Source organism: Microbacterium sp. PMB16, from assembly GCF_051294855.1.
GTDB lineage: Bacteria > Actinomycetota > Actinomycetes > Actinomycetales > Microbacteriaceae > Microbacterium.
In genome coordinates, this window is record NZ_CP145908.1 from 3,496,516 (window position 1) to 3,519,392 (window position 22,877).

The window sequence follows — 22,877 nt, forward strand, 5'->3', positions numbered from 1 at the left end:
GTGTGTCCTCTCAGGCGAAGATGTCGAGGCCCTCGCCGGAGACGGCGCGGGTCGTGATCGGAAGGATGCGGGGAATGGCGCGGATCGCGTCGTCGGAGGTGGGGCGCGGGTCGGCCGGAGCATGGCTGCGCTCGCGCTCGCCGGTTGCCTGGTCGCCGGCTGCGCCACCTGCGCCCGATTGCGTGCCGCGATCAGGGCTGCCCGGGTCGGCGGTCGTGCTCGAGCCCAGCGCCAGGCTCGCGTGCGGCATGACCGCGGCGAGGTCGCGTCGGAGGTCCGTGACGATGGCCCGCAGTGCTTCGCGTCCTGCGTCGGTCGCGCCGAGGAGCTCGACCCGCACCTCACCTCCGGCGCCGATGTGCGCACGGACGGTGACCGGGCCGAAAGTGTCCGGGTTCACGGTCATCGTGAGCTGGTGACTGCCGACCGGCCGCTGGACGATGCTCAGGACGACCGGCGTGACCTGGGCGGCGACGGCGCGCGTGGGTGCTGCTGATGCGTCTGGAGCAGCAACCACGGACGTGCTCGTGGGCGAGACCGTCACACCGGGCGTGGTCGCGGCCGTCGAAGACGACAGCGGTGCGAGGGGCGCAGCGGGCTGATCGGGGCGTGCGGTGCCGTCCTTCGGTGCGGTCGTCACCGCCGGGACGACGGGGACCGCATCGGACTCAGGCGCGAACAGCGACGACGACACCGCGGCGTGAGGACGCACGCCTGCCGGCTGTTCGGGCATCGAATCCGCCGAGGGCATCACCACCGGCGCTGCGGCCGCAGCTGCGGCCGGTACTGCGGCGGGCGTCGCCGGAGCCACGGCACCCGTCTTCGCCTCCGACACACCGGGGAGCCCGGCGACGACGTGTGCCCCGGCCGCATCCGGCGTCTGACCGGCCAGGGCATCCGCGGCGGCGGCGAGTGCGCGGCCCGCGACACCCGGGGCCGGGTGAGCGGGTGCGGTCGACAGCGGCTCGGACGATGGTGCGCTCGAGACCGTGGCGAGGAGGGGGATCGCCATGACCGGTTGCCCGGCATCCGGGACGGTCTGTCCCTCGGCCGCCGCGTCGATGGGGAGACCAACGTCGATTCCCTCGTTCGAGAACGCGACATCGCTCGAGACTGTGACGTCGCTCGAGACAGCGACCTCGTTCGACGCCACCGCCGACGCATCCGACTCATCCGACGCGGACGTCGTGTCGACGCCGGCGTCGAGCATCCTCTCCGCCAGAGCGAGTGCGGCGCCGAACGACGACTGCGCCTTCCCCGTCGTGCTTCCGAGCGCGTCGACGTCGGCAGCGCCGCCGAACAGCGCCCCGATCCCGGACCCGACCGTGGCGTTCGCCGTGGAGACCGCGCTCATGCAGACCGTTCCTCTCGGAAGCCGCGCACGACCGCGATCTCGTCCAGCGCCGCCTGCTCGGCGTGCTGCTCCGCGCGGATGCTGTCGACGCGATGCGCACCGTCCAGCCGCTCGAGACCTTTGAGCTCACGGCGCGCCTGGACGTGCGAGGCCTTCGCCTCAGCCTCTTCCACGCGTCGCAACTCGGCAAGCGTCTGCAGATCACTGAGCGCGCTTCGGCCGGCGGCACGGGCTGCGGCCATGGCCAGCATCGTCTGCGCATCGTCGACCTGCGCGCTGATCTCCGACAGGCTCACCACCGCACCCTGCTCGGCAGCCTCGGCCTGCACACGAGCCGACGTCGTGCGCGAGAGCTGTTCTGCGGCGACCTTCTCCTGTGCGTCGCGGACACGCAGGAGTCCTGCCAGGGGGAACGTCATGGCGTCAGTCCTCCGAACTCGGTGGTGAGGGCAGCGAGACGCCGCCAGGATTCGTCTGCGCCCGCGCGGTCGTCGATGTCCTGCGTGAGGAAGCCGGAGATCGCACCTTCGCTGGCGATCGCCGCATCCACGAGCGGGTTGGCACCGGCACGGTAGGCGCCGATGTCGATCAGGTCGTTGGCGCTGCGTCGCGCGGCGAGCACGCTGCGCAGCATCACCGCCTGCGCGCGCTGCTCTGCGGTGGTGATCTTCGAGACGACGCGCGAGATGGACCCCAGCACATCGACAGCCGGGAAATGGCCGCGTACGGCCAGCGCCCGGTCGAGCACGACGTGCCCGTCGAGGATGCCTCGAGCGGCATCCGCGATCGGCTCGTTGTGATCATCGCCGTCGACGAGCACGGTATAAAGACCGGTGATCGAACCGACCGGTCCGGTTCCTGCGCGCTCCAGGAGCCGCGCGAGCACCGAGAACGTCGACGGCGGATACCCGCGGGTCGCCGGCGGCTCCCCCGCGCTGAGCCCGATCTCGCGCTGGGCCATCGCGACGCGGGTGAGCGAGTCCATCATCAGCACGACGTTCGCGCCGTCCTCGCGGAACCGCTCGGCGATGCGCGTGGCGACGAACGCCGACCGCATCCGCACCATCGCCGGCTGATCCGAGGTGGCGACCACCACGACCGAGCGCGCCAGGCCCTCCGGTCCGAGATCGTCCTCGATGAACTCCCGCACCTCGCGGCCGCGCTCCCCCACGAGGGCGATGATGGTGACGTCGGCCGTGGAACCGCGAGCGATCATCGACATCAGCGACGACTTGCCGACGCCGGACCCAGCGAACAGCCCGAGTCGCTGGCCGGTGCCGACCGGGGTCATCGTGTCGAGCACGCGAACGCCCAGGCCCAACTGTGTGTCGATGCGCTGACGGTGCAGGACGCTCGGAGCTTCATGGTCGAGTGAGACGAAGTCGACGCCGCGGTCGAGCGGACCCTTGCCGTCGATCGGCCGACCGAGCCCGTCGAGCACGCGTCCGAGCAGAGACCGCCCCGTCGGCACCTGCAGTCGCGCGCCGGTGTGGAGCACCTTCGCGCGGGCGGTGATCCCGTCGAGCCGGTCGAGCGGCATGCATCGCGCCGATGCTCCGTCGACGGCGACGACCTCCGCATCGACCGGTCGACCGTCCGCCATCCGGATCCGCACCCGGTCGCCGATGGCTGCGTCGATGCCGACCACCTCGGCACCGAGGCCGAGCACTGCCTTCACCGTGCCGGAGCGCTCGGGTCGCGCTGCGTCGAGGGCGCGGCGCCACGATGCCGTCGCGACGCTCACTCGAGCACCTCGGAGAGCGGATCGCCGTCGCCCCGGAGCGCCGCGGCCGCGCGGGCGAGCGCCTGCGCGATACGCGCATCGACAGCGCCGTCCTCGACCTCGACGATCGCGCCGCCCGGGTCCACGGATGCCGATCCGGCGAGCGGGATGCCGTGCAGGGTCGCCGCAGCATCCTCGTCGTCACGGAGGATCGCCGCGTCCTGCGGGTTGAACGCGACCCGTGTCCACCGCTCGGCCGGCATCTCCGCGAGCGCGCGACGCAGCGCGTGCGGAGCCGACCTGGCCGGGTCCGACAGCTCGACGCCGAGGATCGCCCTCGCGAGCTCGAGAGCGAGCTCCTCGATCCGATCGGCGGCGATCGCACTCAGCTCTTCGATGCGTTGATCGAGCGCATCGGATGACGCACGGACGGCGCTCAGGGCCGAGCCGCGCTGCGTGAGATACGCCGCGCGATGCTGCTGCATCCGCGCCTCTTCGGCGGCCTGCCGCATCCGCCCTTCATCGAGCGCGATCCGACGTCCCTCTGCGAAGCCGTCCGCATACCCGCGTGTGCGCGCCCTGTCGGCCTCTCCCCGGAGATCGGTCGGGGTCTCGCCCACGCGCGGCACCGCGAGCGGCGTGAAGGCCGTGGCGGCGAAGGCGGATTCGGTGAAGGCGGCGTCTGAGGGCGTCATTCGATGAGCTCGTCCTCGTCCTCGCGGGAGATCGTGATCTCCTCGGCGGCTTCGAGCTCGCGGATGATGCGCACGACCTCGGCACGAGCCTCGTCGACCTGCCGCACGCGCACCGAGCCGAGCACCCGCGCCTCCTCGGCGAGATTCTCCTGGTTGCGCTCGGTCATGTTGCCCGTGACCTTCGCGGTGATCAGTTCGTCCGCGCCCTTGAGCGCCAGCGCCAGCACCCGCAGATCGATGCCGCGCAGCACCCGCTGCGCGTCTCGATCCTCGAGACGCGTGAAGTCGGCGAAGGTGATCATGCGGCTGCGGATGTCCTCCGCCAGTGCGAGGTCGCGCCCCTCCAAGCTGGTGAGCAGGGCCTTCTCCAGCGCGGTGTCGGAGCGGCTGATGATCTCGACCAGGGGCTGTACGCCGCCGATGGATTCGTGATTGTCTCGCATCGCGAAGACGCCGGTGCGCGAGCGCAGCGAGTCGGCGACGATCGAGATGGCCTCCTGCGTCGCCGTACCCATGGTCGCGATGGCCTGCGCGACGTCGGTGCGCAGGGGGTCCTGCAGCGCGGTGAGCACTGCGGCCGCCCGGTCGGCCCTCAGATTCGCGAGCACCACCGCGACGGTCGTCGGCAGCTCGCCCTCCAGGATCGTGGCGAGTTGGGCGGGATCGGCGGCGTTGAGGAAATCGAAAGACACCGCGCCCTGCGACATGACGCGACCGACCATGCCGACGGCCTTCTCTCGGCCGAACGCGGTCTCCAGCAGCCCGGTCGCGAGCTCCTGACCGCCACGGGTCGGCACGGATCCGCCGGTCGCGATGCGCGTGAAGGCGCCGAGCGCCTGCGCTGTCGAGGCGATGTCGACGCCGCCGAGCTGGGTGAGTTCGGCGGCGAGCAGCTCGGACCGGTCCTCCCCGAGGAGGCGAAGCACCTCGGCGCTGGCTTCGCGGTCCATGTTCAGCAGCACGATCGCGGCCTTGCGCAGACCCGTCATCTCGACGACAGCGACCGCGGGCGCCGCGGCGGCCGTCTGCTCCCCTGCATCCGCCCTCGTGTCGGGGAAATCGATCTGCGCGCTCATACGGTGGACTCATCCATCAGGCTGGCCAGGGCCGTCGCCGTGGCTCGTGGTTCGCGCGTGGCGATGTCATCGATCTCGCGGCGCCGGCGCTCCACCAGCACGTGGTCCATGTCCGGCTCCTCCTGGATGTCGAGGACAGCCGTCGGGTCGAACCGCGGGAGCAGCGGCGCCGTGATCGCCTCGCGGTCCGTCAGCCCCTTGAGCGACTTGAGCTTCTGCTCCTCGTTCTCGCTCATCGTGGCCAGGTACTCGATAGGCCCGTCGTCGGTGTAGAGCACGCGGCGCTTCAAGCGCTGACGGATCGAGAAGAAGACCACCAGGATGATCACCGCGAGCAGGATCGATCCGCCGATGATCACGGAACGCAGCAGTTCCTGCTGGAGCTGCGCCGCCTGCTCGGCCTCGGCAGCCTGCAGCGCCGTCTGCGCCGCGGTCGCGCCGCCTGCCGCGAACTCGACGAACTCCACGGCGATCGTGTCGCCGCGCTCGACGTCGATCCCGGCAGCGGATGCGACGAGCGCCTCCACCTGGTCGGCGGTCACACCGGTCACCGATCCGCGGTTCAGCGCGATGCTGACCGTCTGACGCGTCACCTCGCCGGCCGGCGTGATCGTCTTCTCGGTCGACTTGTTCACGGCGTTGTCGCGCGATGTCTCCTCGAACTCGTAGGAGCCGTCGCCGTCAGCACCGTTCGGCACAGCGATGTTGTCCGGTCCCAGCACACCGGTGCCAGAGCCGGGACCACCCGTGTAGGTCTCGGTCTTCGTCTGCTCGTTCGCGCTCAGATCTCCCTCCGGGGCCGAGTACGTCTCGTCCATCCGCTCGGACGTGGAGTTCGCGACATCGGCGGCGACCGTGACCGTGGCGTTGCCCGGTCCGACGATCGTCTCCAGCATCCGGCTCACCGAGGCCGCGACCCGCGCCTCGTGCTCGGTCGCCTGCTTCGACGAACTGCCGGCGACGCCCGAGCCGACCGCCGAGAGCACTGTGCCGTTCTGGTCGGTGACGGCGACGTCTTCGGGGGTCATGCCCGGCACTGCGGCGCTCGTGAGGTGGATGATCGCCTCGATCTTCTCGTCGCTGGGAGTCGAGCCGTTGCGGGTCTTGACGAACACGGATGCTGTCGGGCTCTGCTGCTCCGAGACGAAGACGCTCTCCTCGGGGATCGCCAGTTGCACGGATGCCGTGGAGATGCCGTCCATCGCGCTGATGGTGCTCGCGAGCTCTCCTTCGATCGCGCGCTTGTAGGTGACCGACTGCTGGAACTCGCTCGCGGTCACGCCCATCTCGTCGAGCAGTGTGTAGCCCTCGCTGCTGTCTCCGGGAAGGCCGGCGGATGCCGCGGCAAGCCGCTGCGAGTACACCTGATCGTCGGGCACCAGGATCGTCGCGCCGCCCTCGGTGAGCTCATAGCCGACACCGGCCGACTTCAGCTGCTCGACGACCGCCGAGGCGTCGCTCGCGCTGAGTCCGGTGAACAGCGGGCTCATCTGCGGCTTGGTCAACCAGCTGCCGAGGGCGATCGCGCCCATCACGAGCAGTGCCACACCGATGATCGCGATCGTGCGCTGGGCGACCGTGAAGCCGGACACGATCAGCTTCGCCCGGTCGAACGATGTCGTGAGCATCTTCGGCACGATCAGGCCTGCATCCGCATGATCTCGTTGAACGCCGAGACGCTGCGATCACGCACGGCGACGACGAGATCGAGGGTGACGCCCGCGCGGGCCGAGGCGATCATGGCCTGGTGGATGTCCTGCAAATCGCCGGTGACGGCCTGCACGGCCAGGTCGTTCGAGGTGGACTGCAGCTGCTGGAGGTTCTCCACGGCCCCCGAGAGCGAGGTGGCGAAGGCTCCGGCACCGGTCGTGGAGCCCGCGGCATCCGAGCCGGATTCGAAGCTGAGGGCGGAGAGCGGGGTCACGCCGGCAGCGGAGACGGCGTCGATCGGCGTGGACATCAGTTGCGTCCGATCTGGAGTGCGGCCTCGTAGGTGGTCTTCGCGCGGTCCACGACGGCGGCGTTCGCCTCGTAGCCGCGCTGCGCCAGGATCAGCATGCTCATCTGGTCGCCGAGCTCGACATTCGGGTACTGCACGTAGCCGTCCTCGTTGGCATAGGGATGCTCGGGGTCGTAGACGAGCTTGGCCTCGGCTTCGGACTCCACGACCCCGGCGACGGAGACCCCCTGACCATCGGCTCCTGCGGTGACCGTGACGAACTTCTCGCGGAACGCATCCTGTCCCGCAGGCGTCGCGGTGTTCACGTTGGCGATGTTGTCGCTCAGTGCGTCGAGCCACTTGCGATGCACGTTCAGGCCGGTGCCGGCGATGCCGATCGCGTCGAAGGTCATGCGGACGCCTGCCCGATCGCCTTGGTGATCGAGGCCACCTGGCCGCCGATGGCCTGACTGGCGAACTGGAACCGCAGCACCGTGTCGATGTTCGAGAGAGTCTCGGTGTCGAGATTCACGTTGTTGCCGTTGAGTCGCGTCGGCTCGAGGGAGCGCTCGACGGTCGCAGCGACCGTGCCGGAGCCGCCGTCGACGGCGCGGCGCAGCTCATCCTCGAACTGCACCCGCTTGGCCTGATAGCCGGGGGTGTTGATGTTCGCGATGTTGTCGGCGATCGAACGCTGACGCAGCGCCAGACCATCGAGCGCGCTGATCAGCGCAGAGGAGGTGACGGACTCGAGCACGAGGGCACTCCGGGAGGTTGTTGGAGAAGCCGATCCTTGGCCAATCGTCGAGCGATCCGTGCTCGTGTTCGACTATCGCGACGCCGACACGATCCCGTAACCGGGGTGTTCCTGCGATTCGGCGATTCACCCTTCGACGTCGAGGTACGCCGGCGTGTCCTGCGGGGTCGTCGGCACGCGGCGCAGCGCCGCGAGTTCGCGTGCGACGTTCACTCTCGAGGTCATCAGCCCGCCGATCATCAGCTGCTGGCGTGCGAGCACCGCTTCGGCCCGCTCGCGAAGTTCCTCGGGGACGGGCCCGGCAGGGGGCTCGAAGGGCTCCGGATCGAGCTGCTCGTCTGCGGCATCGAGGGCGCGCTCGAACCGGTCGAGCACGGTCAGCCAGGCTGCGAGGTTCTCCGGCACGATCGTCAGGCCAGCGCCGAGGAGGGCGCCGGAGACATCGCCGAGGTCTCTGCGGCCGCCTGGTGCCAGGCGTCTCGCAGCGGCGCGATGAGATCGCGGCATTCGGCGGTGGCGGCCAGGTCGCGCGAGATGTTGGCGGCGATCAGGCGGCCTGTGAGGTAGGTGTACACGCCGCGCAGGTCTGCAGCGCCGTCCCAGGCATCCGTCAGCGATCCGCTGAGCTCCGCGACGATCTGCTGGGCGTGCGACAGGTGGTTCCCGGCGACCGTCCAGTCGGCGGCCTCCTGTGCTGCGGCCGCTCGGTCGACGTCCACGAGCAGTCGGTCGTACAGCATCGTGAGCAGGCGCTCGGGCGACGCGGATGCGACCTGCTCCTGAAGGTACTGCTGCTTCGCGCGTTCGAGCGAGGTGAGAGGCATCGTTCTGATCTCCTAGCGGGTGCGAGCGTTCGTAGCGGCTCGTCTGGTCACGACGACGAGGTGGGCGTGAGCCCAGCGAGCTGAGAGGCGAGCCAGGACGACTGGGACTGCAGCTTCGAGAGCTGCACCTCGAGCTGCGAGTAGGTGCGCTCCAGCGTGGCCCTGCGCTGCTCGAGCCTGATGTCCCACCGTTCGACCTGGGTCTTGAGCGTCTTGACCTCGGACTCCTGCCCGGTGATCCGCTGGGTCAGCAGCCCGTCGTACTTGTCGGAGTACTTGTCCGACACCTCTTCCAGACGCCCGGCGAGCCCGGCGAACACGGCCTGGGTCTTCTCCGGGTCGTCGGCCAGCGCCGTGGCGAACTTCTCGGCGTCGAAGGAGAGCACGCCCTTGTCGCTGATCGAGATGCCGATCGACGACGGCGAGACGCCGTCGACCGGGTACTGCACGGCGTCGGCCAGCGCGGTGCGGAGGTTGCGCACCGTGCTGTCGCCCGTGAAGACGCCGAGCGTGGTCTTCTCCCCCACGGCGCCGACCGTGGCCTTCGAGCCGTTGTCGATGCGGACGAGCAATGCGGCGATCTCCTTGACGAAGGACTCTGCCTTCGTCGTCTGCGCCTTGGCGTCGAGCGCGACGGAGACGACGACCGGATCGGCACTCGCCTTCGTGACGGTGACGTCGATGTCTTCGCCGATGCTGATGGTGTTGCTCGCGCTGGTCAGGGTCTGTTCGGCTGCGGTGCCGGCGAACAGGCGGATGCTGGCGTCGGAACCCTGCGCGAGGACCGCCGCGCCCGCTTCCGTGCCGACGTCGGGGGCAGTACCGGCTGCCACATCCGCGGCCGTGCCGCGGTGCAGTGTGAAGGCGCCTGCCGCACCGGTCGCGGCGGCGGTGAGCTGGACGCGCGAGAGCGGCTTGCCCTCGGCATCCGTTCCTGCGGGCACGACCGTGGCGGTGACACCGGCCTTCGCGCTGTTGATCGCCTTGGCCAGGTCCTGCGGGCTGGCACCGACCGGGGTGATCGCCTTCTGCGTGCCGTCGGATGCCACGAGGGTGAACTCGCCGCCCCAGGCTTGCGCGCCGGCGGCGGCGGTGATGACGGAGTGCGCCGACGCGACCTTGTCCACGACGAGGCTCGTCGAGAAGGCACTGGCCTTGGCACCGGCGACGACGGTCACGCTCTCCGACGACGCAGTCGCGGTGAAGGCCGCCAGCGACGTCGTGCCGGCCGCGGTCTTCGCCTTCGTGACGAGGTCCTGCAGCGTCTTGTTCAGGGACTGGAGGTTCGTGATGATGGCGCCGCGATCGGTGATCTTGTTCGTGATCAGCTTCTTCGGGATCGCCGCGACATCCATCAGCGCGGTGATGAGCTCGTCGGTCTTGAGCCCTGATACGAGTCCGTCGAGTATCATCCTCGGGTGCCTTCTGTGCGATCTGTCTGTGCGTGCGGGTCGGGTTGGTCCTACAGGAAGGCGCCCGGGCGGAGATCACCCCGCCCGGGCGCCGAGCGCGCCTCAGGCGCAGCGACTCAACGGAGCAGCTGCAGGACGCCCTGGCCCGACTGGTTCGCCTGCGCGAGCATGGCGGTGCCGGCCTGCTGCAGGATGTTCGCAGCGGTGTACTTGACCATCTCTGCCGCCATGTCGGTGTCGGCGATACGGCTCTTGGCCGCCGACAGGTTCTCCGCGGAGACCTGCAGCGAGTTGATCGTCGACTCGAAGCGGTTCTGGACCGCACCGAGGTCGGCACGAGCCGAGGAGACGCTCTTGATCGCCGTGTCGACCGTGGTGATGGTCGCAGCCGCCAGCGTGGGGGTCGCGAAGCCGTCGGTGGTGACGATGGCGGTCTTGAGGTCTGCCGCGAGCGTCTTGATGTCGGCGGAACCGAGGTTCACCGAGATCTGGCTCGAGGCGGAGCCGTCGGCACCGACCTGGAAGCTCAGCACGCCGTCTGCTCCGGCGCCGGCCGAAGCATCCAGCAGCTTGATGCCGTTGAAGTTCGTCGTGTCGGAGATGCGCGTGAGCTCGTCGACCAGCTGGGTGACCTCGGTGGTGATCGCCTTGCGGGAGTCGACGTTGTTGGAGTCGGATCCTGCCTGGACCGCGAGGTCGCGGACACGCTGCAGGATGGAGTGGACCTCGGTCAGCGCGCCTTCAGCGGTCTGGATCACCGAGATGCCGTCCTGCGCGTTGCGGGCTGCGACGTTCAGGCCGTTGACCTGCGAGCGCAGGCCCTCGGAGATGGCCAGGCCGGCGGCGTCGTCGGCTGCGCGGTTGATGCGCAGGCCGCTCGAGAGCTTCTCGAGCGACTTCGAGACGTCGTTCTGGTTGGCGGACAGGTTGCGGTACGAGTTGAGCGCACTGACGTTGGTTGCGATCTGAAGACCCATGAGTAATCCTCCGTGGTTATGGGACTGAATGCGGGCCCATCCGTGGGCCTGCACAACCGACTTTCGCGACACGTGCGCTGCCGCGTAACCAGGGATCGGGAGGAATGTCAGAGCGCGGGGAGCAGGTCGCCGGTCCGCGCCGTCGATGCCGGCGGCAGCGGACCGAACAGGGCGCCGAAGAACTCCGCCTTCGCATTGCTGGAGCGGTCGCCCTTCGTGCCGTTCTCCCACGCCTCCATGGCCTCGCGCATGAGGGCGAGGCCGCGCGTGCGCAGCTTCGAGACGTACGCATGGCTGACCTCGAGTTCCTCGGCGAGGTCCTTCACCATGCGGTCATCGACGTAGATGCCTCGGATGACCCGTCGCATCGCCAGCGGGAGGGCGTCGAGAATACGTACGAGCATCATCCGCGTCTCGTTCTGCAGGGCCGCGTGCTCGGGCAGGATGATGCTGTCGGTGAGGTCGGCGGCCTGACGACCGGACTCGAGGTCGAAGTGCTCTTCGTAGCTGGTGGCCGTGCGCACCATCGAGTCGAGCTTCTGCATCTCGGCGACGGATGCTGCGTCGATCCCCGACTCCTTCGCGAGCTCCGCGACAGTGGCAGGGCGACCGGTGCGGGCGAGCACGGCATCCGCTGCGGCCCGGATCAGCTCGATCTTGTCCCGCCCGCGCTCCCCTGCCGGGTCGGCCTTGCGCATCTCCGAGAGCATCGCCCAGTTGATCTGCGTGCGCGCGAAGGCCCCGAACGGGATGCCGCGCTCCGGCTCGTATGTCAGGGCGGCCCGCGCGAGCCCCCAGCGCGCGGCGGACATCAGGTCGTCGAGGTCGACGTGCTCCGCCGTGCGCGCCTTCTCCAACGCGAGGAATGTCGCCAGCGCCATGTTGTCGCGGGCGAGTCGTTCGGCGGTGACGGGCGCTTCTGCGGGTGCGCCGGAATCAGCAGAAGGGTCAGAATGACGCAGCAATGTGACTCCGTGTCTCGCTTATCTCATTTATGAGGAAGCTAGCAGGTTTCACACGTTTACAAGCAGAAAATGAGAGTACGTTTTGGCAACGGTGCGGGGCGCGGTGTTCACGCTGGATCAGAATCGCTCGTTCGGGCATCGCCGCAGGAGCGTTTTCGATCCACGCTGAGACCGTCGATCGCGGGCGATGGACTCAGACCGCGGCGGCGACCGCCTCGGCAACTGTCGGGTGAGCGAACCGGAAGCCAGTGGCTTCGAGAACGGCAGGGCGCACGTCGGCGTCCGAGACGAGCAGGGAGTCCGCCGCGGCGGCGCTCAGCGCCAGGCGCAGGGCGAAAGTCGGTACGGGGAGCCAGAACGGGCGTCGCATCTCGTGGGCCAGAGCGCGGCCGATGTCATTCGCGGAGGCCCGGGCCGGTCCGGTGAGGTTCACCGGGCCGGCGATCTTCGCATCGATGACGTGACGGATCGCCCGCACCTCATCCTCGAGCGACATCCAGGGCCAGATCTGCGTACCAGGACCGATCGGACCCGCCACTCCGAAACGGGTGAGTTGGATGAGCGGCTTGAGCACGCCCTTCCGATGGATGACCGGGGCGGTGCGCAACAGCGCGACGCGCGTGTGGTCGCCCGCGCGGAGCGCCTCCGCTTCCCACCGCACGCAGAGCTCGGCGAGGAACGTCTGTCCGGCCGGCGAGTCTTCGGTGAGGATCTCGCCCGGCGCCGAACCGTAGTAGCCGACGGCGGATGCCGAGACCAGAGCGGGCGCGTCATCGCGCAGTGCGCGCAGCGCGGTCGTGATCGTGCGGGTGCCCTTCAACCGGGAGTCGATCAGTTCTCTCCGGTACCGCGGCGTCCACGGCAGGCGTCCGACGCTGGCGCCTCCCAACGCGACGACGGCTTCCGCACCGGCGAAGACGTCGGGATCGAGATCGCGCTCTCCCGGCGCCCACTGTCGCTCGGTGCTGTCTTTCGGCGGCCGGCGCACGAGTGACGTGACCTCTACGCCGTCGGAACGCAGCGCCGCGGTCAGGGCGGTGCCGATCAGTCCCGATGCCCCGCTGATGACGATGCGTCGCGCCATGATCGCTCCCGATGGTCGATTCGCTGCAGTGGCCGATCACTCACGGGTGTGAGTGCAGTCCACCCTAATCACGGGAGGCGATCCGACGTCACCGCGGCGGACCGTAGGAGAGCCGGTCGAAGACCAGCACGCTTTCGGCGATCATCCCGTCACGGACGGTGAAGTACTCGGCCGCCGGTGCCGTGGAGGTCGCCGCCGTCTGCGGGTAGTAGAACAGCGCGACCCGATCCCCGTCGGCGAATACGGCGATGTCGCCGATGCCGGTCAACGTCGGTGCGAAGCCGGCGATGTACCGGCTGTACGCCTCCTTACCGCCCAGGTCGACGCCCGGCGCGCGGCACGTGATGTCGTCCGCGATATAGGTCATCGCCCGCTCGACATCACCACTGGTCCAGGCGCGGTGATAGTTCTGCACGATGTCGTGGGCCGTATCCATGGTCTGCTCCTTGTTGGTGGACGGGTGTTCGGTGGCGGAAGCCTCAATCGTCGAGCGGACGCCAATCGTCGTCCCCTGCGTCGCCGCCCGTTCCCGCGACGGCGAGCCGGGGTAGGAAATGCGCCCAGCCGTAGGCGTGACCGGGGACCTCGGCGTCGGGTAGTCCCGAGTGCGTCAGCTCGACGCGGGTACCCGCGCGTGTCGCGGTCAGCGTGAATTCGACGCGGGAGGCACCGACGGGGAGGGTGTCGCTCCCCGCCATCCCCCAGGAGACGACGACGCGGCGCGGAGGTTCGACGTGGAGGTATTCGCCGCGGATGGCGTGCCCTGCGATGTCGACGGCGAACCGTCCACCGGGCGTCGGGTCGAGTTCGGCGTACTGCCCCATCCACGCGGTCATCCCCTCGGCCGTGACGAGGTATTGGAACACCGTCTCCGGAGAGGCGGCGATGTCGATCGCATCGCGGAACTCAGCCACGATCGCTTCCTTCGCGCGCCTCGATGACCGCCTTGAGAGTGGCGAGCTTGCCGGGCCAGAAGTCATCGAGATAGGAACGCACGGCGGCCAGTCCGTCGGTGCTCACCGCGAACAGGTGTCGGGTTCCCTCTCGAGAGCTGACGGCGAGGCCAGCCTTCCGCAGGACGCCGAGATGATGCGACGTCGTCTGCTGAGACAGGCCGACCGTGTCGGCGATCGCACCGACCGCTTGCGGCTCGGAGCGGATCACTCTCAGGATCGCTCGCCGATTCCCGTCGGCCAGGGCGCGCAGCGCCAGATCGAGATCGTCAGCTGCCTCGGCGGCCATCCCCGTACCTCTTCCCTCGGATGAGGAGAAGGTAACACAAATGACTGTTTGTACTCAAGGGTATGGGTGGAGGTACTTCGAGCTGCATGGCCGAGAGAGGCGGGAAGCTCGTGTGCGCACGCGGGCGCGACCCAGGAGGCGTGACGGCTGATCAGAAGAGGTGGGCCCTGCCGGGATCGAACCGACGACATCCACGGTGTAAACGTGGCGCTCTACCAGCTGAGCTAAAGGCCCTGGTGCCCTCAGTCTATCGGGCACCCGATGCGCACCCGTGTCGTGGAAGAGGGATAGGCTGAACCCGGCGCGCGTTGTGCACAGCCGACAAGGCTGCCCGCGTCGCTTCCCGTTTCCTTGGCATGACCTGCCAGCTTGACGAAAGGCTCCACCCCGTGACTGTTCACGACCAGGATCCGTATTCCCAGGGCCCCCTCGACAGCGATCCGGAGGAGACCGGCGAGTGGCAGCAGTCGCTCGACGAGCTGGTTGACGCGAAGGGCCACGGTCGTGGCCGCGAGATCATGCTCAGCCTGCTCAAGCGCTCGAAGGAGCTGCACCTGGGCGTGCCGATGGTTCCGACGACGGACTACATCAACACCATCGCACCGGAGAACGAGCCCGAGTTCCCGGGTGATGAAGAGGTCGAGCGCCGTTACCGCGCCTGGATCCGCTGGAACGCCGCGATCACGGTGCACCGCGCGCAGCGCCCCGGCATCGGCGTCGGCGGCCACATCTCCACCTATGCCTCCTCGGCTGCTCTGTACGAGGTCGGCTTCAACCACTTCTTCAAGGGCGCGGATCACGCCGGCGGCGCCGACCAGATCTTCGTGCAGGGTCACGCCTCCCCCGGCACCTATGCACGCTCCTACCTCGAAGGACGCCTGACCGAGGACCAGCTCGACGGATTCCGCCAGGAGAAGTCGCACGCCCCGAACGGCATCCCCTCCTACCCGCACCCGCGCCTCATGCCGGAGTATTGGCAGTTCCCGACGGTCTCGATGGGTCTCGGCCCGATCAACGCGATCTACCAGGCGATGTCGAACAAGTACCTCGAGAACCGCGGCATCAAGGACACCTCCGCTTCGCACGTCTGGGCCTTCCTCGGCGATGGCGAGATGGACGAGGTCGAGAGCCGCGGCCAGCTGCAGGTCGCCGCGAACGAGGGTCTCGACAACCTCACGTTCATCGTCAACTGCAACCTGCAGCGCCTCGACGGCCCGGTGCGCGGCAACGGCAAGATCGTCCAGGAGCTGGAGTCGTTCTTCCGCGGCGCCGGCTGGAACGTCATCAAGGTCGTCTGGGGCCGCGAGTGGGACGACCTGCTCGCCCGCGACACCGAGGGCGCGCTGCTCAACATCATGAACGTCACCCCCGATGGTGACTACCAGACCTACAAGGCCGAGTCGGGCGCCTACGTCCGCGAGCACTTCTTCGGCCGCGACGAGCGTGCCGCAGCCCTCGTCAAGGACTACTCCGACGACGACATCTGGAACCTCAAGCGCGGCGGTCACGACTACCGCAAGGTCTACGCCGCGTTCAAGGCCGCGACCGAGCACAAGGGCAAGCCCACCGTCATCCTGGCGAAGACCGTCAAGGGCTACGGCCTCGGTCCGCAGTTCGAGGGCCGCAACGCGACCCACCAGATGAAGAAGATGACGCTGGACAACCTCAAGACGTTCCGCGACGCGATGCACATCCCGATCACCGACTCGCAGCTCGAGGAGAACCCGTACCTGCCCCCGTACTACAACCCGGGCCCCCAGGACGAGACGATCCAGTACATGCTCGAGCGTCGTCAGGCACTCGGCGGCTTCCTGCCGGAGCGTCGGACGACCCACGTCGGACTGTCGCTGCCCGATGACGCCGCGTACGCCCTGCCCAAGAAGGGCTCCGGCACGCAGGAGATCGCCACGACCATGGCGTTCGTCCGACTGCTGAAGGACCTGCTCCGCTCGAAGGACTTCGGTCACCGGATCGTGCCGATCATCCCCGACGAGGCGCGCACCTTCGGCATGGACGCGTACTTCCCGACCGCGAAGATCTACAACCCGAACGGCCAGCACTACACGTCGGTCGACCGGGAGCTGCTTCTCGCGTACAAGGAGAGCCCGCAGGGCCAGATCGTGCACGTCGGCATCAACGAGGCAGGCGCTCTCGCGGCGTTCACCGCGGCGGGCACCTCCTACGCCACGCACGGCGAGCCGCTCATCCCGATCTACCTCTTCTACTCGATGTTCGGATTCCAGCGCACGGGTGACGCGCAGTGGGCAGCCGGCGACCAAATGGCCCGCGGGTTCATCATCGGCGCCACGGCGGGTCGCACGACGCTCACCGGTGAGGGCCTCCAGCACGCGGACGGCCACTCGCACCTGCTCGCGGCCACCAACCCCGCGACGGTCTCCTACGACCCGGCGTACGGCTACGAGATCGCGCACATCATGCGCTCCGGTCTCGAGCGGATGTACGGCGGCAACCACGAAGACCCGAACGTCATGTACTACATCACGGTGTACAACGAGCCCATGGTGATGCCGGCCGAGCCGAAGAACGTCGACGTGGACGGCATCGTCAAGGGCATCCACCGCGTCTCCGTCGGCGAGGGCGAGGGCCCCCGTGCCCAGCTGTTCGCCTCGGGCGTCGGCCTCCCCTGGGCCCTCGAGGCGCAGGAGCTGCTGAAGAACGACTGGGGTGTGATCGCCGATGTCTGGTCGGTCACCTCCTGGACCGAACTGCGCCGCGACGGACTCGCCGCCGACGAGCACAACTTCCTGTACCCGGAGGAGGAGCCCCACACGGCCTACCTCACCCAGAAGCTGCAGGGCGCCGAGGGTCCGGTCGTCGCCGTGAGCGACTTCATGCACGCGGTGCAGGACCAGATCCGCCCGTGGGTTCCGAACCGCTTCGCCACGCTCGGCGCCGACGGCTTCGGGTTCTCCGACACCCGCGCAGCCGCGCGTCGCTTCTTCAAGATCGACGGTCCGTCGGTCGTGGTGCGCACGCTGCAGTCGCTGGCCGAGGATGGCGTCGTCGACCGCTCGCTCGCCGCGCAGGCGATCCAGAAGTACAGCCTGCACGACGTCAACGCCGGCACGAGCGGCAACGCAGGCGGGGAGAGCTGAGCCCTCGGTGACAGCTTCGTCTTCCCGCAGTATGGACAAGTCTGCGACGCTCACCTGGTTGCGCCGGATCTCCGGCGACATCGCCTCGGTGACGATCAAGCGGCTGGAAGACACGCTTCCCTGGTACGCCGACATGCCACCGGCCCGCCGCTCTGCGGTCGGGCTGGTGGCTCAGGCGGGCATCACCTCGTTCATCCAGTGGTACGAGGACCCCACCTCGACGCCATGGATCGCGGCCGACATCTTCGCGGCGGCTCCTCGTGAGCTGCTGCGCAGTGTGAGCCTGCAGCAGACCCTGCAGCTCATCAGGGTGACCGTCGAGGTCACCGAAGAGCGTGTCGCCGGTCGCGGGAACGACCTCCGAGAGGCGATCCTGCTGTACTCGCGGGACGTCGCGTTCGCCGCGGCCGACGTCTACGCGAGGGCGGCCGAGGCCCGGGGCCTCTGGGATGCGCGCCTCGAAGCACTGGTCGTCGACTCGATCCTCACGGGCGAAGCCGACGAGGAGCTGCCGAGCCGCATCGCCGCCCTGGGGTGGCACGGCCACGGTGAGGTCGCCGTCCTCGTGGGCACGACTCCCCCGCAGTTCGACGTCGATCTCGTGCGCCGCACCGCCCGAAAGCTCGCCGTCGACGTGCTCATCGGCGTCCAGGGCTCGCGCCTGGTGCTCGTGCTCGGCCGTGCGCGAGTCGCAGGACAGGACACCGAAGAGGTCGAAGACGAGCTCGGCTTCCAAGAGATCGCCGCGCGCCTCGAGCCCTCGTTCGGACCCGGTTATGTCGTTCTCGGCCCGGCCGTGGTCGCGCTCGTCGACGCGAGCCAGAGCGCTCGTGCCGCCCTCGCGGGCTTCGCGGTCGCCCGGGCGTGGCGCAGCGCTCCGCGTCCCGTCGAAGCAGACGATCTCCTCCCTGAGCGTGCCCTCGCCGGTGATCCACTGGCCAAGCAGACACTCATCGAGCGCATCTTCCGCCCGTTGCAGGCGCACTCGACCGATCTGGTGACCACCCTCTGGAGCTACCTCGACAATGGCCGTTCGCTCGAAGCGACGGCACGCGAGCTCTTCGTGCACCCGAACACCGTGCGCTATCGCCTCAAGCGTGTGAGCGAGGTCATCGGCTGGGATGCCACCGGGCCACGCGAGGCGCTGATCCTGCAGACGGCGCTCATCCTCGGGTCCATCGGCATCGCCGATCAGGCGCGTCGTCGCCCGCCCCTCCGTCGCCCGCAGCGCTGACCTCGCGCACCTCCGGGCTGTACGCCACTCACAAGGGATTCTCGCAATCTTGTGATGGATCATCCACCGTCCGACCAGAAACGCTGAGAGACTGAGTACGTGATTGTCGTCGTATGCCCAGGTCAGGGCTCGCAGACCCCTGGATTCCTCGCCCCTTGGCTCGAGCTCGACGGGGTCGCCGAGCGCCTCGCCGCGTACTCGGATGCCGCGCAGGTCGATCTCCGTGAACACGGAACCGTGTCGGATGCCGACACGATCCGTGACACGCGCATCGCGCAGCCGCTGATCGTCGCCGCATCGCTGATCGCCGGCGATGCACTCGCGGCACGAGCCGGCCGATCCGCAGACGGCATCGCCGGACACTCCGTGGGCGAGATCGCCGCCCTCGTCGGCAGCGGAGTCATCGACGCCGACACCGGAATGCGGCTCGTCGGCATCCGCGGACGAGCGATGGCGGATGCCGCCGCGCAGACTCCGACGGGCATGAGCGCCGTGCTGGGCGGCGACGAACAGGCCGTCCTCGAGCGACTGACCGAGCTCGGACTCTCGCCGGCCAACTACAACGGCGGCGGACAGCTCGTGGTCGCCGGTGAGCTTCCCGGACTGGAAGCCCTCGCGACGCAGCCCGTCAAGGGCACGCGCGTGATCCCGCTGCAGGTCGCCGGCGCCTTCCACACCGACTACATGGCCGCCGCTGTCGCTGCGCTGCGCGACGCCGTCGGCTCCGTGACCCCCGCTGACCCGACGATCCCGCTGTGGACGAACCGTGACGGTTCCGTCGTGGAGAGCGGAACGCAGGCACTCAGCTACCTCGTCGACCAGGTCTCGTCCCCGGTGAGGTGGGACCTCTGCATGGCGTCGTTCGCCGAGCGGGGCATCACGGGCCTGATCGAGCTGGCACCCGCCGGCGCCCTGGTCGGCCTGGCCAAGCGCGGGCTGCGCGGCGTGCCGACCGTCGCAGTGAAGACTCCCGAAGATCTCGACGCAGCCGTCGCGCTGCTGAACGGAGAAGCCGCATGACCGCCACCCTGAAGCAGGTCTCCGGGCCTGCCTACACGCGGATCTACTCGTTCGGTGCCGCCCGCGGCGAGAACGCGGTGCCGAACGAAGACCTCATCGGGCCGATCGACTCCAGCGATGAGTGGATCCGTCAGCGCACCGGGATCATCACCCGGGTTCGGGCTGACAAGGGCACCGATGCGATCGACCTCGCGACCATCGCGGGGGCCGAGGCCATCGAGAAGTCCGGCATTCCGGCCGACCAGATCGACCTGGTGATCGTCGCCACGATCAGCAACCCCAAGCAGAGCCCTTCGGTCTCCGCGATCGTCGCCGATCGGGTGGGTGCGAACCCGGCGGCCGCCTATGACGTCAACGCGGCCTGCGCGGGCTACTCGTATGCGGTCACGCAGGCCGACGCCTTGATCAGGGCCGGCGCCGCCCGCTACGCCCTCGTCATCGGCAGCGAGAAGCTCTCCGACGTCGTCGATCCGGCAGACCGGAGCATCTCCTTCCTGCTCGGAGACGGCGCCGGCGCCGCACTGATCGGCCCGAGCGACACCCCCGGGATCGCGCCGGCGGTATGGGGCTCCGACGGCTCCAAGTCCGACGCCGTCGGCATGAACGGCACACTCACGCAGTTCCGCGACGGCGAGGTGCCGTGGCCGACTCTCCGCCAGGAGGGCCAGACCGTCTTCCGGTGGGCCGTGTGGGAGATGGCGAAGGTCGCACGCGAAGCACTCGACAAGGCCGGGGTCGAACCGTCCGACATCGCCGCATTCATCCCGCACCAGGCGAACATGCGCATCATCGACGAGTTCGCCAAGCAGCTGAAGCTTCCGGAGACCACGGTGATCGCCCGCGACATCGAGACGACCGGCAACACCTCGGCGGCATCCATCCCGCTGGCGAGCCACCGTCTGATGGCCGAGCACCCTGAGCTCTCAGGCGGTCTCGCCCTGCAGATCGGCTTCGGCGCGGGGCTCGTGTTCGCCGCACAGGTCGTCGTCCTCCCCTGAGAACGCACGACCTTCCCTAGACTGTTCCACGGTTCCGATTACAACCCGCAAGAAAGAGGAAGACCACATGGCTTTCACCAACGATGAGGTCCTCGCTGGCCTCGCAGAGCTCATCACCGACGAGACGGGCATCAACGCCTCGGAAGTCGCCCTGGAGAAGTCGTTCACCGACGACCTCGACATCGACTCGATCTCGATGATGACGATCGTCGTCAACGCCGAGGAGAAGTTCGGCGTCACCATCCCCGACGACGAGGTCAAGAACCTGAAGACCGTCGGCGACGCCGTCAGCTTCATCGTCGCAGGCCAGGAGTAATCCCCGCAGGATGCCACCCCCGCACCTGCGGGGCGTGGCATCCTCTGCCTTGCCCGAACTCTGCTCGACCTCCGCCCGACAAGGAACCACACCATGACCAAGCGCATCGTCGTCACCGGCATCGGCGCCACGTCCGCCATCGGCGGGACCGCCCCGGAGAACTGGACCAACCTGCTCGCAGGCGTCTCCGGGACTCGCACCCTCGAGCACGACTGGGTCGAGCAGTACGGCCTGCCCGTGACCTTCGCCGCCGAGGCGATGGTGCGGCCGGAAGAGGTACTCCCCCGGCACGAGGCCAAGCGCCTCGACCCCTCGTCGCAGTTCGCGCTGATCGCCGCGCGCGAGGCGTGGGAGGACGCCGGTTCCCCCGAGGTCGCACCCGAACGTCTCGGTGTCGACTTCGCCACCGGCATCGGCGGTCTGTGGACCCTGCTCGATGCGTGGGACACGCTGCGCGAGAAGGGCCCGCGACGCGTGATGCCCCTCACCGTGCCGATGCTGATGCCCAACGCTGCGGCCGGCAACCTGTCGCTCCAGTTCCAGGCTCGCGCCTATGCGCAGACCGTGGTCAGCGCGTGCGCGTCGAGCACCGAGTCGATCATCCACGCCTTCCACCACCTGCAGGACGGCCTCGCCGACGTCGTCATCGCCGGTGGCACCGAATCCGCGATCCACCCCATCACGATGGCGTCGTTCGCCTCGGCGCAGGCGCTGTCACGACGCAACGACGACCCGGCGCACGCCTCCCGCCCCGGGGCCATCGACCGCGACGGCTTCGTCATGGGCGAGGGCGCTGCCGCGCTCATCCTCGAGACCGAAGAGCACGCGAAGGCCCGCGGCGCCAAGATCTACGGCTACGTACTCGGCGGCGGCGTCACCGCAGACGCGTACCACATCACCGGTAACGACCCCGAGGGCACGGGCGCGGCCCGCGCGGTCACCCAGGCGCTCGAGGAGGCCGGTGTCACGCCTGACCAGGTCACCCACATCAACGCGCACGCGACATCGACCCCCGTCGGCGACCCGAACGAGTACGTCGCGCTCAAGAAGGTCTTCGGCGACCGGCTCGACGAGATCCCCGTCTCCGCCACGAAGGCGTCCACCGGACACCTGCTGGGCGGTACCGGTGCGCTCGAGGCGATCTTCTCGCTCCTCGCCCTGCGCGATCGCGTGGCTCCTCCGACGATCAACATGACAGAGCCCGATCCTGCCGTGCCGTTCCGCCTCTCCGGCGAGGCGACGCCGCTCGGCGACGGCCCGCAGATCGCGATCAGCAACTCTTTCGGCTTCGGTGGCCACAACGCCGTCGCCGTGTTCTCCAACGGCGACTGACCGATCGCACGAGAAGAGGCCCCGGGAGATTCTCCCGGGGCCTCTTCTCGTATCCTGCCGACTGCTCAGGGCTGTCCGACCGGGGCGAGTCGACGCGAACGCTCCTCGCGAAGCCTCGTGATCCGAGGGAGGAACCAACCGATCAGCGGACCGATGCCGACAGCGAACAGCACCGTGCCGACGCCCACGGGCCCGCCCAGCACGAAACCGATGAGCAGTACGCTGCCCTCGATCAGGGTGCGCACGATCCACACCTTCCACCCGGTGCGCCGCACGAGCCCCGTCATCAGTCCATCACGCGGCCCCGGCCCGAAGCTCGCGGCGATGTACAGGCCGGTCGCGAAGGCGAGCAGCACCAGACCGATGACGAACATCGGCGCCCCGACCCAGATCGTCGGCGGAGCGGGAACGACGAGCAGCGTGAGATCGGCGCTCGGACCGATCAGGAGCGCGTTGAGCAGGGTACCGATGCCCACCCGCTGTCGAAGAGGGATCCAGAGGAGCAGCACGACGATGGCGACGAGGTTGGTGATGGTGCCGTAGCCGATTCCGGTCTGCGCGTCGATGCCGAGCGACAGTACGTCCCATGGCGCGACCCCGATCCCGCCGCGCACCATCAGACCGAGCGCGACGCCGTAGAGGACCAGCCCGACGACCAGCTGCACCAGACGCTCGACCAGGTCGCGGCGGCTCGTGGCGGTGACGGGGAGGAACACGGAACGAAGACTCATCTCTCCATGGTGATCTGTCGTCGTGCCCTGGGTACGAGGCCAGTCTTCGGAAAGTGGCCTGCCGATACCAGGCCAGTTTCCG

General features: G+C 68.7%; 25 protein-coding genes and 1 tRNA gene. 6 read left to right on the forward strand and 20 right to left on the reverse strand.

The annotated features are described in order from the left end of the window. Positions 1-10 precede the first annotated feature (10 nt). From V5D55_RS16805 to V5D55_RS16895, 19 genes are all read right to left on the reverse strand, one after another. Positions 11-1,354 carry a hypothetical protein gene (locus tag V5D55_RS16805; protein WP_435745182.1) on the reverse strand — a complete coding sequence of 448 codons (1,344 nt, stop codon included), beginning with the start codon at positions 1,352-1,354 and terminating at the stop codon, positions 11-13. Continuing rightward, positions 1,351-1,773: a hypothetical protein gene (locus tag V5D55_RS16810; RefSeq protein WP_435745184.1), complete on the reverse strand. Its 423-nt coding sequence runs from the start codon at positions 1,771-1,773 to the stop codon at positions 1,351-1,353. The genes V5D55_RS16805 and V5D55_RS16810 overlap by 4 nt, the downstream gene beginning before the upstream one ends. Beyond that, positions 1,770-3,098 (reverse strand): FliI/YscN family ATPase, encoded by a 1,329-nt coding sequence (locus tag V5D55_RS16815; protein WP_435745187.1) that lies wholly within the window; start codon positions 3,096-3,098, stop codon positions 1,770-1,772. Before V5D55_RS16815 ends, V5D55_RS16810 begins: the two co-directional genes overlap by 4 nt. Then, complete coding sequence (locus V5D55_RS16820) at positions 3,095-3,772, reverse strand: FliH/SctL family protein (RefSeq protein ID WP_435745190.1); 678 nt, start codon at positions 3,770-3,772, stop codon at positions 3,095-3,097. The genes V5D55_RS16815 and V5D55_RS16820 overlap by 4 nt, the downstream gene beginning before the upstream one ends. After that, the gene (locus V5D55_RS16825) at positions 3,769-4,848 is read right to left on the reverse strand and encodes a flagellar motor switch protein FliG (protein ID WP_435745192.1); all 1,080 of its coding nucleotides are present in this window, start codon (positions 4,846-4,848) and stop codon (positions 3,769-3,771) included. Before V5D55_RS16825 ends, V5D55_RS16820 begins: the two co-directional genes overlap by 4 nt. Further along, positions 4,845-6,476, reverse strand: a complete 1,632-nt coding sequence (gene fliF, locus V5D55_RS16830; RefSeq protein ID WP_435745194.1) for a flagellar basal-body MS-ring/collar protein FliF — start codon at positions 6,474-6,476, stop codon at positions 4,845-4,847. Before fliF ends, V5D55_RS16825 begins: the two co-directional genes overlap by 4 nt. Before the next feature lie 11 nt (positions 6,477-6,487). Beyond that, the gene (gene fliE / locus V5D55_RS16835; protein WP_435745197.1) at positions 6,488-6,808 is read right to left on the reverse strand and encodes a flagellar hook-basal body complex protein FliE; all 321 of its coding nucleotides are present in this window, start codon (positions 6,806-6,808) and stop codon (positions 6,488-6,490) included. Further along, complete coding sequence (gene flgC, locus V5D55_RS16840; RefSeq protein WP_435745200.1) at positions 6,808-7,200, reverse strand: flagellar basal body rod protein FlgC; 393 nt, start codon at positions 7,198-7,200, stop codon at positions 6,808-6,810. The genes fliE and flgC overlap by 1 nt, the downstream gene beginning before the upstream one ends. Continuing rightward, positions 7,197-7,544 (reverse strand): flagellar basal body rod protein FlgB, encoded by a 348-nt coding sequence (gene flgB, locus V5D55_RS16845; protein WP_435745202.1) that lies wholly within the window; start codon positions 7,542-7,544, stop codon positions 7,197-7,199. The genes flgC and flgB overlap by 4 nt, the downstream gene beginning before the upstream one ends. 126 nt (positions 7,545-7,670) lie before the next feature. Then, positions 7,671-7,949 (reverse strand): hypothetical protein, encoded by a 279-nt coding sequence (locus V5D55_RS16850; protein ID WP_435745204.1) that lies wholly within the window; start codon positions 7,947-7,949, stop codon positions 7,671-7,673. 5 nt (positions 7,950-7,954) lie between these two features. Then, positions 7,955-8,368 (reverse strand): flagellar export chaperone FliS, encoded by a 414-nt coding sequence (gene fliS, locus V5D55_RS16855; protein WP_435745206.1) that lies wholly within the window; start codon positions 8,366-8,368, stop codon positions 7,955-7,957. Between the two features lie 47 nt (positions 8,369-8,415). Then, the gene (gene fliD / locus V5D55_RS16860; protein WP_435745208.1) at positions 8,416-9,780 is read right to left on the reverse strand and encodes a flagellar filament capping protein FliD; all 1,365 of its coding nucleotides are present in this window, start codon (positions 9,778-9,780) and stop codon (positions 8,416-8,418) included. A gap of 116 nt (positions 9,781-9,896) precedes the next feature. After that, positions 9,897-10,757 (reverse strand): flagellin, encoded by an 861-nt coding sequence (locus V5D55_RS16865; RefSeq protein WP_435745211.1) that lies wholly within the window; start codon positions 10,755-10,757, stop codon positions 9,897-9,899. Positions 10,758-10,864: 107 nt separating this feature from the next. After that, positions 10,865-11,722: a sigma-70 family RNA polymerase sigma factor gene (locus V5D55_RS16870; protein WP_435745214.1), complete on the reverse strand. Its 858-nt coding sequence runs from the start codon at positions 11,720-11,722 to the stop codon at positions 10,865-10,867. A gap of 193 nt (positions 11,723-11,915) precedes the next feature. After that, complete coding sequence (locus tag V5D55_RS16875; protein WP_435745217.1) at positions 11,916-12,806, reverse strand: TIGR01777 family oxidoreductase; 891 nt, start codon at positions 12,804-12,806, stop codon at positions 11,916-11,918. Positions 12,807-12,894: 88 nt separating this feature from the next. After that, positions 12,895-13,242, reverse strand: a complete 348-nt coding sequence (locus V5D55_RS16880; protein WP_435745219.1) for a nuclear transport factor 2 family protein — start codon at positions 13,240-13,242, stop codon at positions 12,895-12,897. 43 nt (positions 13,243-13,285) lie between these two features. Continuing rightward, a complete protein-coding gene (locus tag V5D55_RS16885; RefSeq protein WP_435745221.1) occupies positions 13,286-13,720 on the reverse strand; it encodes an SRPBCC family protein in 435 nt (144 codons plus the stop codon). Beyond that, positions 13,713-14,048 (reverse strand): ArsR/SmtB family transcription factor, encoded by a 336-nt coding sequence (locus tag V5D55_RS16890; protein ID WP_435745223.1) that lies wholly within the window; start codon positions 14,046-14,048, stop codon positions 13,713-13,715. Before V5D55_RS16890 ends, V5D55_RS16885 begins: the two co-directional genes overlap by 8 nt. 161 nt (positions 14,049-14,209) lie before the next feature. Continuing rightward, positions 14,210-14,282: transfer RNA gene (locus V5D55_RS16895), tRNA-Val, on the reverse strand. Positions 14,283-14,437: 155 nt separating this feature from the next. On the opposite strand from V5D55_RS16895, the gene aceE reads away from it, so the two are divergent. The 6 genes from aceE (at position 14,438) to V5D55_RS16925 (ending at position 22,064) form a co-directional block, all read left to right on the forward strand. Beyond that, on the forward strand, positions 14,438-17,164 hold the full coding sequence (gene aceE, locus V5D55_RS16900) for a pyruvate dehydrogenase (acetyl-transferring), homodimeric type (RefSeq protein WP_435745225.1): 2,727 nt from the start codon (positions 14,438-14,440) through the stop codon (positions 17,162-17,164). 31 nt (positions 17,165-17,195) lie between these two features. Continuing rightward, positions 17,196-18,398: a PucR family transcriptional regulator gene (locus V5D55_RS16905; RefSeq protein ID WP_435745227.1), complete on the forward strand. Its 1,203-nt coding sequence runs from the start codon at positions 17,196-17,198 to the stop codon at positions 18,396-18,398. Positions 18,399-18,497: 99 nt separating this feature from the next. Continuing rightward, a complete protein-coding gene (locus V5D55_RS16910) occupies positions 18,498-19,418 on the forward strand; it encodes an ACP S-malonyltransferase (RefSeq protein WP_435745229.1) in 921 nt (306 codons plus the stop codon). Continuing rightward, positions 19,415-20,416 carry a beta-ketoacyl-ACP synthase III gene (locus tag V5D55_RS16915; protein WP_435745231.1) on the forward strand — a complete coding sequence of 334 codons (1,002 nt, stop codon included), beginning with the start codon at positions 19,415-19,417 and terminating at the stop codon, positions 20,414-20,416. The genes V5D55_RS16910 and V5D55_RS16915 overlap by 4 nt, the downstream gene beginning before the upstream one ends. Positions 20,417-20,483: 67 nt before the next feature. Further along, a complete protein-coding gene (locus V5D55_RS16920; protein WP_017830435.1) occupies positions 20,484-20,732 on the forward strand; it encodes an acyl carrier protein in 249 nt (82 codons plus the stop codon). A gap of 93 nt (positions 20,733-20,825) precedes the next feature. Then, on the forward strand, positions 20,826-22,064 hold the full coding sequence (locus V5D55_RS16925; protein ID WP_435745234.1) for a beta-ketoacyl-[acyl-carrier-protein] synthase family protein: 1,239 nt from the start codon (positions 20,826-20,828) through the stop codon (positions 22,062-22,064). Between the two features lie 65 nt (positions 22,065-22,129). Here the strand turns inward: V5D55_RS16925 and V5D55_RS16930 are convergent, their stop codons facing one another. Then, entirely contained in the window at positions 22,130-22,795 is a 666-nt protein-coding gene (locus V5D55_RS16930) for a YczE/YyaS/YitT family protein (RefSeq protein ID WP_435745236.1), read from the reverse strand. Positions 22,796-22,877 lie beyond the last annotated feature (82 nt).